Origin of the sequence: Acinetobacter puyangensis (assembly GCF_900096995.1) — a bacterium.
Classification (GTDB): Bacteria; Pseudomonadota; Gammaproteobacteria; order Pseudomonadales; family Moraxellaceae; genus Acinetobacter; species Acinetobacter puyangensis.
On record NZ_OANT01000001.1, the window covers coordinates 871,875 to 887,082 of the forward strand.

General features: G+C 39.6%; 14 protein-coding genes. 10 read left to right on the top strand and 4 right to left on the bottom strand.

The features are described from left to right. Positions 1 to 79: 79 nt before the first annotated feature. A complete protein-coding gene (gene cas1f / locus CRO21_RS04000) occupies positions 80 to 1,024 on the bottom strand; it encodes a type I-F CRISPR-associated endonuclease Cas1f (RefSeq protein ID WP_097078013.1) in 945 nt (314 codons plus the stop codon). A 226-nt stretch (positions 1,025 to 1,250) separates the two neighbouring features. On the opposite strand from cas1f, the gene CRO21_RS04005 reads away from it, so the two are divergent. Continuing rightward, on the top strand, positions 1,251 to 2,309 hold the full coding sequence (locus CRO21_RS04005; protein ID WP_097078014.1) for a 4-phosphoerythronate dehydrogenase: 1,059 nt from the start codon (positions 1,251 to 1,253) through the stop codon (positions 2,307 to 2,309). A gap of 6 nt (positions 2,310 to 2,315) precedes the next feature. Then, positions 2,316 to 3,296 carry an EF-P lysine aminoacylase EpmA gene (gene epmA, locus CRO21_RS04010; RefSeq protein WP_097078134.1) on the top strand — a complete coding sequence of 327 codons (981 nt, stop codon included), beginning with the start codon at positions 2,316 to 2,318 and terminating at the stop codon, positions 3,294 to 3,296. A gap of 66 nt (positions 3,297 to 3,362) precedes the next feature. Here the strand turns inward: epmA and CRO21_RS04015 are convergent, their stop codons facing one another. Continuing rightward, positions 3,363 to 3,860: a hypothetical protein gene (locus CRO21_RS04015; RefSeq protein ID WP_097078015.1), complete on the bottom strand. Its 498-nt coding sequence runs from the start codon at positions 3,858 to 3,860 to the stop codon at positions 3,363 to 3,365. A gap of 136 nt (positions 3,861 to 3,996) precedes the next feature. Here CRO21_RS04015 and CRO21_RS04020 point away from each other — a divergent pair, with 136 nt between their 5' ends. From CRO21_RS04020 to CRO21_RS04035, 4 genes are all read left to right on the top strand, one after another. After that, positions 3,997 to 5,145, top strand: a complete 1,149-nt coding sequence (locus CRO21_RS04020) for a helix-turn-helix transcriptional regulator (protein ID WP_097078016.1) — start codon at positions 3,997 to 3,999, stop codon at positions 5,143 to 5,145. 107 nt (positions 5,146 to 5,252) lie between these two features. Continuing rightward, positions 5,253 to 6,395, top strand: a complete 1,143-nt coding sequence (locus CRO21_RS04025) for a helix-turn-helix transcriptional regulator (protein ID WP_097078017.1) — start codon at positions 5,253 to 5,255, stop codon at positions 6,393 to 6,395. Positions 6,396 to 6,500: 105 nt separating this feature from the next. Continuing rightward, positions 6,501 to 7,439 carry a hypothetical protein gene (locus tag CRO21_RS04030; protein WP_097078018.1) on the top strand — a complete coding sequence of 313 codons (939 nt, stop codon included), beginning with the start codon at positions 6,501 to 6,503 and terminating at the stop codon, positions 7,437 to 7,439. A gap of 76 nt (positions 7,440 to 7,515) precedes the next feature. Further along, positions 7,516 to 8,187, top strand: a complete 672-nt coding sequence (locus tag CRO21_RS04035) for a hypothetical protein (RefSeq protein ID WP_097078019.1) — start codon at positions 7,516 to 7,518, stop codon at positions 8,185 to 8,187. A gap of 46 nt (positions 8,188 to 8,233) precedes the next feature. Here CRO21_RS04035 and CRO21_RS04040 read toward each other — a convergent pair whose 3' ends face one another. Together CRO21_RS04040 and radA are read right to left on the bottom strand one after the other, a co-directional pair. Further along, positions 8,234 to 9,223 (bottom strand): Tim44 domain-containing protein, encoded by a 990-nt coding sequence (locus CRO21_RS04040; protein WP_097078020.1) that lies wholly within the window; start codon positions 9,221 to 9,223, stop codon positions 8,234 to 8,236. 225 nt (positions 9,224 to 9,448) lie between these two features. Further along, positions 9,449 to 10,834, bottom strand: a complete 1,386-nt coding sequence (gene radA / locus CRO21_RS04045) for a DNA repair protein RadA (protein WP_097078021.1) — start codon at positions 10,832 to 10,834, stop codon at positions 9,449 to 9,451. A 315-nt stretch (positions 10,835 to 11,149) separates the two neighbouring features. Between radA and CRO21_RS04050 the strand changes: the two genes are divergently transcribed. The 4 genes from CRO21_RS04050 (at position 11,150) to dapF (ending at position 15,007) form a co-directional block, all read left to right on the top strand. Then, complete coding sequence (locus CRO21_RS04050; RefSeq protein WP_097078022.1) at positions 11,150 to 12,562, top strand: amino acid permease; 1,413 nt, start codon at positions 11,150 to 11,152, stop codon at positions 12,560 to 12,562. A gap of 142 nt (positions 12,563 to 12,704) precedes the next feature. After that, on the top strand, positions 12,705 to 12,911 hold the full coding sequence (locus CRO21_RS04055; RefSeq protein ID WP_378234907.1) for a hypothetical protein: 207 nt from the start codon (positions 12,705 to 12,707) through the stop codon (positions 12,909 to 12,911). Beyond that, positions 12,908 to 14,158 carry a diaminopimelate decarboxylase gene (gene lysA / locus CRO21_RS04060; RefSeq protein ID WP_097078023.1) on the top strand — a complete coding sequence of 417 codons (1,251 nt, stop codon included), beginning with the start codon at positions 12,908 to 12,910 and terminating at the stop codon, positions 14,156 to 14,158. Before CRO21_RS04055 ends, lysA begins: the two co-directional genes overlap by 4 nt. 6 nt (positions 14,159 to 14,164) lie before the next feature. Beyond that, positions 14,165 to 15,007 (top strand): diaminopimelate epimerase, encoded by an 843-nt coding sequence (dapF, locus tag CRO21_RS04065; RefSeq protein WP_097078024.1) that lies wholly within the window; start codon positions 14,165 to 14,167, stop codon positions 15,005 to 15,007. Positions 15,008 to 15,208: the final 201 nt, after the last annotated feature.

Here is a 15,208-nt window from a genome sequence, read left to right on the forward strand (position 1 = left end):
ATGAAAACTTCTCCTAAAAATTGATAAGATCAAACATATCATTAAAGAGTAAATTTATCAAACCATAATAGATTTATCTTTAATTATTAATTGAGCTTTGAGTTTTAACTTGATCAAACATCCAATCCAAACAACGATGTTCGATAAATTTTTGCAGCACTTGTTGGCGGAACTCTTGCTCGGACATACCTTCTTTTGCACAGATAAATGCATAGGGTAGGATTACTGCGTCTTTGACTAGATCAGCAACATCAAATACCAATGCACCCCGTCGGGTTTTACCATGCATAACAGCAAAACCGTGAGGAATACCTAATACCCAAAGCGTGGTTGCAGCTAAACCGTATGCGAGATAATTTCCATGATTCAAGAAGTCATTGGCCAGATCACCTTGTTCAGGATTTCGTTCAAAACTCAATTTACAGCGTGTCGCCGCAATTTTATAAAGTTGCTTGGTGGTCTGCGCTTCAGTAAGGAGTAAATCACCAACTTTATTTTGCAGTGGAATTTTCTTTTCAAAACCATTTAAGGCCTGTTGTATATCCTGATCATCCAGATAAAAACCTTCATTTTTTAAATCCTGATCTTTTGCCCAGACTTTACGGATAAACTCAATTCGAGCCAGTTGAAATTGTTTGGCAACTTCCAGTCGTTTGCCATCATCAAACCAAAAACTCATCCAGCCTTGTACATATTCGGTTGGGCGATATTCACTTTGCGGTGTTAACCATTCAACTTCTGCACCGTTAAATAATGGTGTCCCACCGCCACCGCAAAATCCGACTAAAACACCGGCACTACACAACATACGCATCGCAGCTTGTGTAATCGAGGTTCCTGTACCGAGTAAAATCACTGTGGTATTGGCAATCGGGATATTCCAGTATTGATTTTCATTTTTTGCTTCGGTTAAGTACAGCACCCGACCATCTTTTTGCATGACCCGACAATGTTCAAGATAGTAAAGATTGGCGCGTTTGGAATGTAATATTGCTTTTAAGTCACTTGGATTAAGTTGTTCCATATTTTTTGCTCTACATTTTTTTATGATCTTAGACAATTGCGCATGATTTTTATAGACGGTTGCCTGATTGAAGCGACACAGCTTGACCTTTGAATCAAATATTTTATGTTGATTTACCGAATAGATTTACAATCTTTTGCCAAATATCACATCTCACGTTAATCTAGGCGTTTTAAATCTGGTTGCTGGCTTTGCGCTACTCACCAAAATCTTTAAAGGTAGGTTTATGAATATCGTTGCTGATGAAAATCTGGCATTTACAGACTATTTTTTTGCTGATTTTGGCACCATTCGGCAACATGCTGGGCGTACTTTACAGCAGCAGGATTTGGTAGATTGTGATGCCTTGCTGGTACGTTCTGTGACGCAGGTAAATGCCACGTTGATTCATGATACACCGATTCAATTTGTGGGTAGTGCTACTATTGGTACTGATCATCTGGATATCGCAGAATTGGATCAGCGTCAGATTCACTGGGCCAATGCGCCAGGCTGTAACGCCCAAGCAGTTGCAGAATATGTGGTGACAGCTTTATTAACGCTTAAACCTGAATTGATTGAAGCAGGGCAGTCATTTTGTCTGGGTATTGTTGGTTTGGGTAATGTCGGGACACGTCTGGCAGCTTTGGCGCAACACATTGGCTGGCGTGTGATCGGTTCCGATCCATTTACGCAGCATCAGCAGATAGAACAAGTTGATTTTCAGACCTTATTACAAACCAGTCATGCCATTTCCATTCATGTGCCATTAACCAAGACCGGCGAACATGCCACACAACATTTATTTGATGCACAGACATTGCAACAATTACCCCCAGATACAATCTTAATCAATAGTGCCAGAGGACCTGTGATTGCCGAAGATGCCTTGATTGCAGATATAGAACAGACCGGGCGACAAGTGGTATTGGATGTGTTCGAACATGAGCCAATGATTTCAGAAAAATTATTAAGTTTATTAAGTTTGGCAACGCCGCATATTGCCGGTTATAGCTTAGAAGGCAAGGCAAGAGGCACACAAATGATTTATCAGGCCTTTTGCCAGACCTTTGGCTTTGATGCGCATAAACGCTTTGAGAATCAGTTAGAGGCTTGTCCGCAGATTTTTCAAGGTCAGGATTTTAAAAATATTTTAATGCAACATCTACAATCCCTATACGATATTCGTCAGGATGATGCCAATGTTCGCGCCTGTTTAAACAATGGTTTTGTAGATCAAAAAGCCTTTGATCTTTTACGCAAAACCTATCCTTTACGACGTGAATGGTCGGCTTTTGGGGCTTAATGGATGATGGATTTTAAGCAAACTAGCCAACCGACTTGTGATCTGGAAGCGCTAAAAGCCCGTGCAAAGATGTATGCACGTATTCGCCAGTTTTTTGCCGAACGGGACGTGCTAGAAGTTGAGACACCGATTTTATCAGGTGCTGCTATAACCGATGTTCATCTTGCTTCGGTTGCGGCACAGCGCCACGTTAACGGACAGTTACAGACCCATTATTTACAGACCTCACCTGAATTTGCCATGAAACGGTTGTTGGCCAGTGGTAGTGGGGCGATTTATCAGATTTGCAAAGTTTTTCGTGATGATGAACATGGTCGCAAACATAATAGCGAATTTTCCATGTTGGAATGGTACCGTCCGGATTTTTCCTTAAAAGACTTGATGTTTGAAACCACTGATCTATTAAACATATGCTTGCAGGATCGTTTTGATACGGTACGCCCAATGATTCTCAGCTATAAACATGCCTTTCAGGACAGGCTGGAAATTAATCCGTTACAAGCCAGCCTAAAAGATTTAAAAACATGTGCTGATCGGGTCGGTTTGAATATTGATTTGGGTGAAGATCGTTTGGCATATATGGATTTGCTGTTTTCACATTTTGTGGAGCCAAGTCTCGGGTTTGATACACCAATATTTTTAACTGATTTTCCACCTGAAATGGCTTCCCTTGCTAAAGTCCGTATTGATGCGGATGGCGAAGCTGTTGCCGCACGTTTTGAAGTCTATATTGAAGGTCTTGAACTGGCCAATGCCTATGATGAACTGGTTGATGCCGAAGTGTTAAGACAACGCTTTATTAAAGATAATCAGGCACGTCAGCAGCAGGGGATTGAACAGATGCCAATTGACGAACATTTATTGGCTGCTTTACCACATATGCCAGCCTGTTCCGGGATTGCATTAGGATTGGATCGTTTATTGATGATTGCCATGAACCGATTGAAACTAGAGCAGGTCATCACCTTTCCGGCAGATCGAGCCTAACATATAAAGTAGGGGCGAATGGCATTCGCCCGTTTTGAATGAAATTCGTTTGTTTTGTCTTGCCTTTTAGTGTTTTAATAAAGCATCAATCAACGCTTCAAAATGCAATTGGATATCTTCTGCCAAAATTGTGTAAGCATTATCAAACTGTACCATCGGATAACCTTCTTTCCAGAATGGAAAAACATCATTTAGATCAGGTGTCACCACTGCATCTTCGAATATAATACTTTGTGTAATGAGTAGTAGAACCTGTGCAGTTTCTGCGCCATCAATCTGTAAATAATCAATATCATGTTGTTTTAAAATACGAATACGATCTTTTTTAAAGCGTACCTTTTTGGCTTGACCCGGATGAAGCTGAAATCGTAAGGTGATCGCCTGTGAAAGATAATCTTCAAAACTCTGATTGAGTTCAACCAACGCATGTTTAAAACTCTCCTGACGCTGGGTTTTACCACCACGTTGAATGACTTTATCAGATAATGTTGATAGTCTGACTTTCTTTAAATCATGCAGTTTTTCTGATAATTCCGGTGACAGCGATCTGGAGTTGTTTGACATAAAATATGATCCATAAATAATCTCGAAATTATAAACTGTCCTGAACTTAAAATATATCGGATAAATGGTTGAAAAAACTTGAATTCAGTTATTTGTTGTTATAATGTAAACAAATGTACTTGAATGTAAAGATAAAATGGCAGAATTGCTAGATAATGACGATATAGAATTAATTGAGCTGATTTATCAAATTCCTGTCAACCCTAATGCATGGCAAGAATTTACAAAAAAAATCATACAGATTCTCGATGTGTCCTATGTCCATATTCAGGCAATCGATTTTTCTTATCAGGTCTTATCTTTTAGTAACGGTATTGGTCCTTTACCCTTAGAAATCTATGCAACAGCCGAATTGGATTATCTACGCTACCCAACAGAAGCCGATCCACGATGGGGAAAATTTTTAGATCCCGAGCGAAAAGGCTGGTATCAATGTCATCATCATGTGACAGAAGAATTTGTACAACATTCCGATTTATATCAGAAGATTTTATTGCCTCATGGTTTGCGTTATGTGGCAACGCATGAGTTAATCTGGGATGAAAAACTGTGTGTATTTTGGAGTATCACGACTTCAAGTGAACGACAGCCGTTAAATCAGCAAGAACTGGATTTTCTAAATCGGTTAATGCCACATTTAAAACGTGTGGTGATGGCACAACGTCATCTTTATGAATTCTCTACGCATAGTATTGTGGGCTATCATTTAATTGACAAATTGACCCAACCCATTATGTTATTAAACTTATCGGGAAATGTAGTGCATTATAATCAAACGATGCAGCAATTCTTGGATAATACACAGGCGATACAGATTCAGGAGCAACAATTGTGTTTGCCTGAGCAGTCTCAAATACAGTTTTCTAACATTCTTTATGAGATCGAAGCAGCATTTAGATATAAACAGGGACAATTACAACAATATAAAGAGCTCGTATTTTCTATTCCGAGTACAACAATTTCCCTGATCATTAATTTACTGGCTTCTGAAAAAGAGCAATCCTTTTTTGGTATTCGTCCTTTAGTCATGCTTAAATTTTATGATACCAATACAAAATTGGAAGTTCGCTTACTCGAACAAGAATTGAAATCTAGCTATCAACTCAGCAAACGAGAGATAGGGGTTTGTCAGTTGTTTGTAAATGGTTATAAACTTCAAGATATTGCCGAAGCAACAGATACAACATTAAGTACGGTCAGAACATATTTTAAACGTATTTTTTTAAAAACACATTGTGCTTCACAAACAGAATTGATGAAACTATTGATGGGTATGTTGTTGTAGTGGATTTAAAAAAATAAAGTTAGAAATGTCCTCATTTGGGGACATGTGTATTCTAGATAACTTGGTTAGCATAATTTTATGTAAGTCTTAATATGGGGATATGGACGATGCTGACTGAACAAGAAAATAAAGTAATTGGCATGATTTATGATGCTGCATTAAATCCATCATTATGGCAGGAAGTGTTGACAGAAATTGTTGATTTTACAGGCAGTACCACCGCGATTTTTACTGCAACTGATCAGCTTAGTCCGCATTATGATTTTGTCTTTACCCATAATATCCCGCCTGAAAGTATGGCGGCGTATCAGGATGAACAGGTTAAAGTATTGGATCTGCGTTTACATGCGCCATATTGGGCAGAAAAAGCATTAGGTGATACAGTACTAAACACATTCGCGCCTTATGCTTCCATGCCAGTAGGAACTGACGAATTTATTTTTTATGAAAAATGTGCCAAACCAACCAATGTAAGCCATGTTGCTGCGGTTTTATTGGAGCGTAGTGTCTATAGCTGGGCTGTATTTGCCGTTCACAGAGCACCATATTTAGAAGAATATAGTGAACAGGATGGAAAGATATTAAAACGTTTGGGTGTACATATTCGTCGTGCATTACAGATTTATCGGCAGATGATAATCCTACAGGAAGATAAGCAAGATATTTATCATGTGCTGGATCATTTTAAAATAGGTGTAATCCTGGTGAATCAGGATTATCAACTATATTATGCCAATACCATTGTTAAGAAAATATTTGAACGATGTTCTGTATTGGATCTTGATAAAAATAATAATTTAAAAACGCTTAAAAAATTTCAGGAAAGATTAAATCAGTTAATTAGTAGTGCTTTATTTAAAGACAATAGCCTTGATTACGATGCAGGTGGAATACTGTCATTATATGATGATAAAGAAAATGATTCTCTAATGCTGAGTATTTTACCCTTTTCTGGAGCTGCGAAGCTTCAACAAAGGAAAGCTATTATTTTTGTCACATCAACCAATCAACCCCAATATCTGGCAAGAGATTATCTGATCCAGAAATATAAACTGGCAAAACGTGAACTGGATGTTTGTGAGTTATTTATTCATGGTCTGAGTCTGGAGCAGATTGCAGAGCAAATGAATATCACTTATGGATCAGTTCGTATCTATATCAAAAATATTTTTGCAAAAACAAAATGTAACTCTCAGACAGAACTGATGCAATTACTGATGAATGTAACACTTGAATTTGAGCATATTTAATAAAATTTTGCAGCTATGTTCCCATTTGGGAATATTGGAATAACAAAATTAATACTAAGCTTCATATGTTCTTGATTGAAAAAATCATTTGGGAGGAAGGACAAAATGAAAAAGTCTTTAATTTATACCGCTTTTTTGGGAGCACTACTGGTCATGACAGGGTGTGGCAGTAGTGATGAAAGTAGTGAGAATAATAGCCAAAATAGCAATACAGGTGGCAATTCCAGCGAGCAAAATAACGAGGGTAATCAGACTACAGATACCTTAACTGAAACACAGAGACAAAAAATTCTGGAGGTTTCAGAAGAATCAGGTGCAATCGTCTTAAAAGAAAGCCTGCTAGGCGGTGTCATAGATACATTGGTTTTTGGTACCGATGAGGCCGAAGCTGATGAAAAATGCTCGTCTGGCAGCTATGTAAAAACAGCTGGTGTGATTACTTTTACCAACTGTGAAGGATTATTTAAAACAGCAACTGGCTTAAATCAATATAAGGATTTAACAGCCAGTGGAAAAGTCACTGTTACAGATGGTAATTTTACTTATCAGGATTTGATCTTGCGGGACTCTGACAGCGGCGAGTCAAAAACGGTGAATGGCACTGTAAAATTTTCGAGTGGCTCAACTGAACAAGATTTAATTGATAGCTTGGAAATAAAAGCAACTGAGAAAAATGGATCTGCTTTCATTGATGTGACTTATAAACTGGAAAATTATAAGCTCATTTATGACCAAAAAAGCGGTTCAGAACTTGCTTTAACCACGACAGGAACTTTGACTGCAACCAATAGTTCAGTCGGCGATTATAAAGTCAACATAACCAACACTCAGCCGTTTTTTGTACAGATCGATGCCGATGACGAAGCAATAAGTAGCTATCCTTACAGCGGTGTGATGCAAATTGAAGATCTAAACAATCAAGCAGTGACAACGATTACCGCAAATACCGATAAGAAAACCTTATTATATTCGGTCAAAGTTAGTGAAAAGGAAATTGCCAATGGAACCAAAACATGGCAAGAGGTTTTGGGGTTTAGCCAATAATCGTTTGGAGTCCCATCAAATTTAGTTTGGTGGGACTTTTTAATAACTCAGATAAAAATTTAAAAATGAGGTGGATATGAAAAAGTCGTTAATTTATATTGCAGTTTTTAATGCCATGATGATGGTGAGTGGATGTGGTGGATCAGATAATGGCGAACGGTCTAATGATTCTAGTGCAAATTCAAAAGGAGAAAATAATACTGATAGTCAAAATATAGGAAATATACAAAGTACACCATATATTGCTGGACAAATTCTTGATAAGAATTCGTTTAATATACCGTGTTATGAGTTGATTAGTGGATTGGCAGATGATGCAAAACAAAATCGGAATTACATTGAAATACAATTTGAAAGTAGATCAACAGGAATTGTTTTTCGTATTGTTCTGCCTACTAAGCGATCTTTATATGAGAATACCTTGGGGAAATACAAAGTTTTAGGTCCAGTTGATGTGGATACACTGAATCCGGATAATAAATTTTTATTAAACGTTAAAGTTCCATATGGTGATCTTTTTGCAGATAATGCAGAGAGATTCTATTCAAATAGTTCATATTATACAGATTTATATTATACAGAATTAATAAATATTATTGAAGAGAAGAAAGAAAATGGTAATGTAACACTGTTATTAAGATTTAAATTTAATCATGAAATGCTTTATTATAAAGCAGGTAATTTACAATCGAATAGTGAACTCAATAATGGTGAGCTTTTATTAAGGGTTGAAGTGTTAGATGCTTAGATAAAAATGGCAACTGTTAAAGTTGCCATTTTTTGATTTTTAGATATTAAACTTGCTGAATGCCTGCAACTAACCATTCATCAGAGCTACCAGCTGGTTTTACAAAATGCCAGATTTCTGTGAAGGGTTGTGGTAAGGCATTTAAATCTTCACTTACTGTTCCAGTAAAACGCACACTGACCACATATTGACCATTTTCAGTACTTTGATCAATCACGTTTGCAGTTAGATTACTAAATTCTGCAACATCGGTATTATTGGCAACATCCGAATAAATCGCCTGATACATGTCAGGGGTGAAATATTTACGAATTTCTTCAATGTTGGTGGCGTTGTTCATCGCTTGAATATGGTTAAAGCGTTGACGTGCGAAGCGTAGAAAGGTTGCCGGTTCGCTACCATCAGGCAATTGGTTGCCACTACTGGTTGTTGCACCGCCAAAAGGTGCTTGTACCGGTGCTTGGCCACCCTTCACAGGTTGACCAAAAATATTGGTATTTCCAGCCGGAGGGGTTGTACCAAATGGTGATGAGGTTTGATTGCGTGTGCTTGCACTATTATTGGGTGCATAAGGGTTACCCGCAGCAGCTAACTGTTTTTTCGCAGAAAATTTACGAAACAGGAAGAAAGCGCCAGCAGCAAGAATAATCAACCAGAACCAGCTAAAACCACTTTTTTTCTCTTGAGCAGCCTGTTCACCATTTTGCCAGTTAGATGCCTGTTCATTCGGATTGGCTTTTTGGCCATCATCAGCCATTGCATTTGCAGCAACCGCACCTAATGCTGCACCCGCAACACCGGCCGCTACCATACCACCAACATTTGAACCACTACGCTGCGGCTGTTGTTGGGCTGTAGCAGGTGCTTGATTGCGATACTGAGCATTCTGGTTTTGGTTATAACTTTGGCTAGAGCTTTGACTCCGTGACATTCCCATGCTTTTGCCACCGCCTGCACGTTTGGCTTCTGCAAGGGGCGCAGCCAATAAACTTGCCATCATTAATGCGACAACAGCACCGCGTGCTTTATTTTGCATTGCTTTAATATTCCTATGATCAATAAAACTTCTTACCCTCAATAATGCGGGTTTTATATCAAATTTCAAGGCTAAGTTTGTGATTTTTGTTAGAAAATTTAATAAATTGCTTACATGATTTCAGTTAAAGGCATGATTTGCAAAATACTTTTCTACCAAGCTGCCGATCTATGAAATAAATAAAGATTTGGGTAACCTAAAATTTAATATACTAGAGTAAATTGCTTATTCATCACAGATATCCATGGCTGCCTGTAGTGCTTCATGTAGCCGAGCCACGGGAATGACGTTTAAGCCTTTAATGGGATTTTGTGGTGCATTGGCGCGTGGTAAGATAATGGTTTTAAAACCATGTTTATGGGCTTCTTTTAAACGCTCCTGACCATTGGGAACAGGGCGGATCTCACCAGAAAGTCCTACTTCACCAAAAACTGCAAGATGCTGTGGAAGTGCTTTGCCTCTTAAACTTGATGCACAGGCCAATAATACAGCTAGATCGGAACCTGTTTCGGTAATTTTTAAGCCACCGACAATATTGACATAAACATCTTGCCCCACAGTTTGTACACCACCATGTCGATGCATCACAGCCAGCAACATGGATAAACGGTTTTGCTCTAGCCCCAATGCGACCCGACGTGGTTGTCCATGTGCATCATCGACCAGTGCCTGAACTTCCACCAGTAAGGGACGGGTACCTTCACGACTAATCATCACCACAGATCCGGGAATGGCTTCATCATAACGGCTTAAAAAAATGGCTGAAGGATTGGCAACTTCTTTTAATCCTTTGTCGGTCATACCAAATACGCCAAGTTCATTCACTGCACCAAAACGGTTTTTAACTGCTCGAATCATGCGATAACGAGAATCGGACTGTCCCTCGAAATATAAAACACAATCCACCATATGTTCCAGTACACGAGGGCCGGCAAGTGCACCTTCTTTGGTAACATGACCGACGATAAATAGTGATGTACCGGTGTGTTTGGCAAAGCGAGTCAGGATAGCAGCAGATTCCCTAATCTGGGAAACGCCTCCGGGCGCAGATTGAATGGTTTCGGTAAAAAGTGTTTGAATTGAGTCTAGTACAGCCATTTGTGGACGTTCATGTGCCAGTACTTCACAAATGCGCTCAACACAGGTTTCAGCCATAACTTTCAGGGCATTTAGAGGTAAATCCAGACGTTTGGCTCGCATTGCCACCTGAGACAATGATTCTTCACCCGTGATATAAAGCGCAGGTTGCTGGCTTGCCATATAAGTCGCTGTTTGAAGCAGAATAGTGGATTTACCGATACCGGGATCACCGCCAATTAATACCACCGATCCCATGACCAGCCCGCCACCAAGCACTCGGTCAAACTCACTAATACCAGTAGAGGTACGTGATTCACGGCTCAGCTGAATTTGATCCAGTGTAGTAATTTGACTGGTTTGACCAGCATAACCGCCGGTTTTGATGCCGGATTTTGCCCGGTGAGGGGTGACATTTTCTAAACGCGCTTCGACCAAACTGTTCCATTCTCCACAATCGGGACACTGTCCTACCCATTTGGGATGGTCTGTTCCACAATGTTCACAACGATAAACAGTCTTGGCTTTACTCATAAGGATGATCTTGGATTCGATGCTAAAAATACTTTGATGAAAAACAATGTAGTGACTTGTATTGTAAAAGTAAAGGCAGGGTAGGCGTTTTATAATGATTATTGCGACAAATTATGTCGTATTTATGAATGGATTACTGCACTAATACAATACACCTAGTTAAAAATATTTTGGTGCAGGTAAATAAAATGCCTGTAATTCGTGCAAAAACTTAAAAAATATAAAAAAAATGAAAAATAATTCAGTTAGTACTTTTTTCTATATATGAATTGGAATATTTTTAGCAGGAAAGATAAATATAGGTGTATTCAAAAAATGTCATATCCACATGATTTACCGCAAGGGGATCCAGAAAGTTTGCAACGGAGTTTATCCAATCGACATTTGCAATTGATTGCAATTGGCGGGGCAATTGGAACGGGTTTGTTTATGGGTTCCGGTAAAACCATTAGTCTGGCTGGTCCTTCGATTCTGTTTATCTATATGATTATTGGATTGATGGTGTTTTTGGTCATGCGGGCACTGGGAGAATTATTACTTTCCAATTTGCAATATAAATCCTTTATCGATTTCTCTACCGATTTGATTGGTCCATGGGCAGGTTATTTTGTCGGGTGGACCTATTGGCTATGCTGGATCACCATCGGGATTGCCGATTTATCTGCGATTATTTATTACTTGCAATTTTTTAACGGAGGTCAGGAGTTTAGTCCGACCGAAGGGGCACTGATCAGTATCGCAGCGATTCTGTTTATCATGGGGCTCAATTTGGTCACTGTACGGCTGTTTGGTGAAATGGAATTCTGGTTTGCCATGGTCAAAATTACGGCAATTATCGTCTTGATTCTCGTGGGTTTCTGGATGATCTTCACCGGATTTACCACCGATGCTGGAACAGTCGCTCAATTTAGCAATCTATGGTCCAATGGTGGGTTTTTCCCGACTGGCTTTGATGGGTTTTTAGCCGGATTCCAGATTGCGATTTTTGCCTTTGTTGGTGTTGAGCTAGTCGGCACCACCGCAGCAGAAACGCGTGATCCGGAACGCAATTTACCTAAAGCCGTCAACTCCATTCCAATTCGTATCATTATTTTCTATGTATTGGCATTATTTGTAGTGATGTCGGTTACACCATGGAATCAAATTGACCCTAAAGTTAGCCCATTTGTAAATCTATTTACACAAGCAGGTATTGCCGCAGCAGCGATTATCATGAATCTAGTGGTATTGTCTTCGGTGATGTCTTCGATGAATAGTGGCGTCTTTTCTACCAGTCGTATGCTATTTGGTCTGGCAAAAGATCATCAGGCACCTCAGGACTTTGGGAAATTATCCAAATCTGCGGTTCCTGCTAATGCGCTGTATTTTTCAACCGTATGTTTACTGGCTGGTGCGGCATTACAATACTTTGTGCCAAATACTGTTGAAGCATTTACGTTGGCAACAACATTGTCTACGATTCTGTTTATCTGTGTCTGGATCATGATTATGTGGAGCTATATCAATTATAGAAAGCAACGTCCTGAGCTACATGCAGCATCAACCTTCAAACTTCCGGGTGGAGTATTTACCTGTTGGGCTGTGATCATTTTCTTTATTGGTACCGTGTATATCCTGTCATTGGAAGCAGATACCTTTAAAGCCTTAAAAGTCAGTCCATTGTGGTTGGTGATTCTGGCAATTGGCTATTATGTTTTCTATAAGCCGAAATATCTTAAAGGAAAATAGGTCGGTTAATCACGGTCAATACAAAACGTCAGTTGATACTGGCGTTTTTTTATACCTCAAGATACTTTAAGCACATGAAATGCTTTGGTCACTTTGTAAATCAAGCTATACTCAGCAATAATCAATAATGAGCATTTTGATTATGCGTACTTTGTGTCTTATCGGTTTATGTCTTTCTTCTCTATGTGGCCTTGTTGCTTGTGGTCAATCTGGCGCATTGATGCTGCCTTCCGATCCAAATTATGACAAGCGCTCGGAATATTTGCTTTACAAAAAAGACAAACAGACCGTTCAGGAAACACAATCATCGTCACAGCCCTCAGATCAGGATTTAGGTAGTCACCAATGAGTTTTACACGTCAACAAGGCGTTTTACACGCTGAAAATTGTTCCCTTGAAGATTTAGCTCAGCAATTTTCTACACCTTTGTACGTGTATTCCAAAGCTGCTTTTTGCAAGCATTATCTGGATATGGATGAAGCTTTTGCATTTATTGATCATCAGATTTGTTTTGCTGTGAAATCCAACTCTAATATTGCTGTGCTGAATGTATTGGCAAAACTGGGAGCCGGTTTTGATATTGTGACCGGTGGCGAACTGGCACGCGTGCTTGCAGCAGGTGGTGATCCATCGAAAATTGTATTTTCCGGTTTGGGCAAATCCGAAGCCGATATCGCCAAAGCGCTGATCGTTGGTATTGCATGTTTTAATGTGGAATCTCATGCAGAACTGGATCGTATTCAAAAAGTTGCGGCAGGTTTAAATAAAAAAGCACCGATTTCCTTGCGGGTCAATCCGGATGTTGATGCCAAAACCCATCCTTATATTTCAACAGGTTTAAAAGAAAATAAATTTGGTATTCCAAGTGACAGTGTATTTGATACCTATCAATATGCTGCAAGTTTGCCGAATCTGGACATTATCGGAATTGACTGTCATATCGGTTCGCAATTGACCGAAACCAAGCCATTTGTTGATGCGCTTGAACGGGTACAAGTGATGATTGAACAACTTAAACAGTTGGGGATCACCTTAAAACATATCGATATTGGCGGTGGTCTAGGCGTTACCTATAAAGATGAAATACCACCAACTGTTGCAGAGTATGCCAATGCCATGCGTCCGCAACTGGAAAAACTGGGTTTAAAAGTCTATATGGAACCTGGTCGCAGTATCAGTGCCAATGCTGGGGTGTTATTGACCAAAGTGGATTTGCTCAAACCGACTTCGCATCGTAACTTTGCTATTGTTGACGCTGCAATGAATGATCTAATCCGTCCGTCTTTATATGAAGCCTGGATGGATATTGTTTCGGTGACGCCACGTAAAAATACCGAAGTCAAAACTTGGGATGTGGTTGGTGCCATTTGTGAAACCGGAGATTTCCTCGGTAAAGATCGTGATCTTGCGATTAAGGAAAATGACACCCTTGCAGTTCTTGGTGCCGGGGCATATGGTTTTGTGATGAGTTCAAATTACAATTCACGTGGCCGTGCAGCAGAAGTCATGGTCGATGGTGATCAGGCCTATCTGATTCGTAAGCGTGAAACCATTGAATCGCTTTGGGCCAACGAGCAGTTATTACCGCAGGAGTAAATTGAAATGCTATTGGAATTTACCAAAATGCATGGTCTGGGCAATGACTTTGTGGTGATTGATCTGGTTCGTCAACGTGCTTATTTAGATAGTCTGACGATTCAGCGCATGGCAGATCGCCATTTCGGGATTGGTTTTGATCAGCTATTGATGATTGAACCACCTGAAGATCCGACGGTTGATTTTAAGTACAGAATTTTTAATGCCGATGGTTCCGAAGTAGAACAATGTGGCAATGGGGTGCGTTGTTTTGCCCGTTTTGTCTACGAGCATCAACTGACGTATAAAACCAAAATCCGGGTACAGACCAAATCGGGCATCGTGGAGCCTGAACTTGGCGCGAATGGCTGGGTGCGGGTCAATATGGGTGAACCAAAATTCTCACCCGAACAAATTCCTTTTGTTGCTGATGACGTACAAGCACTTTATCCGTTACAGTTAAAAGATCTGGAAATTAAAGTTGACGTGGTCAATATGGGCAATCCACATGCCGTGATTTTGGTGGATGATGTGCTTAAAGCCAATGTTGCAGTAATTGGACCACAGGTGGAATCCCATGTACGTTTTCCTGAACGGGTTAATGCAGGATTTTTACAGGTGATTTCACGCAATCAGGCACGTTTGCGTGTTTATGAACGTGGGGTAGGTGAAACACTGGCATGTGGTACAGGGGCATGTGCTGCGGTTGTCAGTGGCATTCGTCGTGGTTTACTGGACAATAATGTCAATATTGAACTGGCAGGTGGTATGTTAAATATTGCATGGCAGGAAGGCGATGTGGTGTGGATGACCGGTCCGACAGCGAAAGTCTATGACGGGCGCTTTGATTTAAAGTATTTTCAGGGATAATGATTAAAATTTAAAAGCCCACCTGCGAATACAATAAATACCATTATTCATAAATAATTGGGCGTATGCAATACGCCCGTACAATCTCATACAACTGATTTTGTAGGGGTTTATTGTATAAGCCCTGATAACTTAATTTTAATGTTTAGTATAAGACAGATTTTTTACGAAATTAAATTAAAAAGACTTGTGTATTGCTTT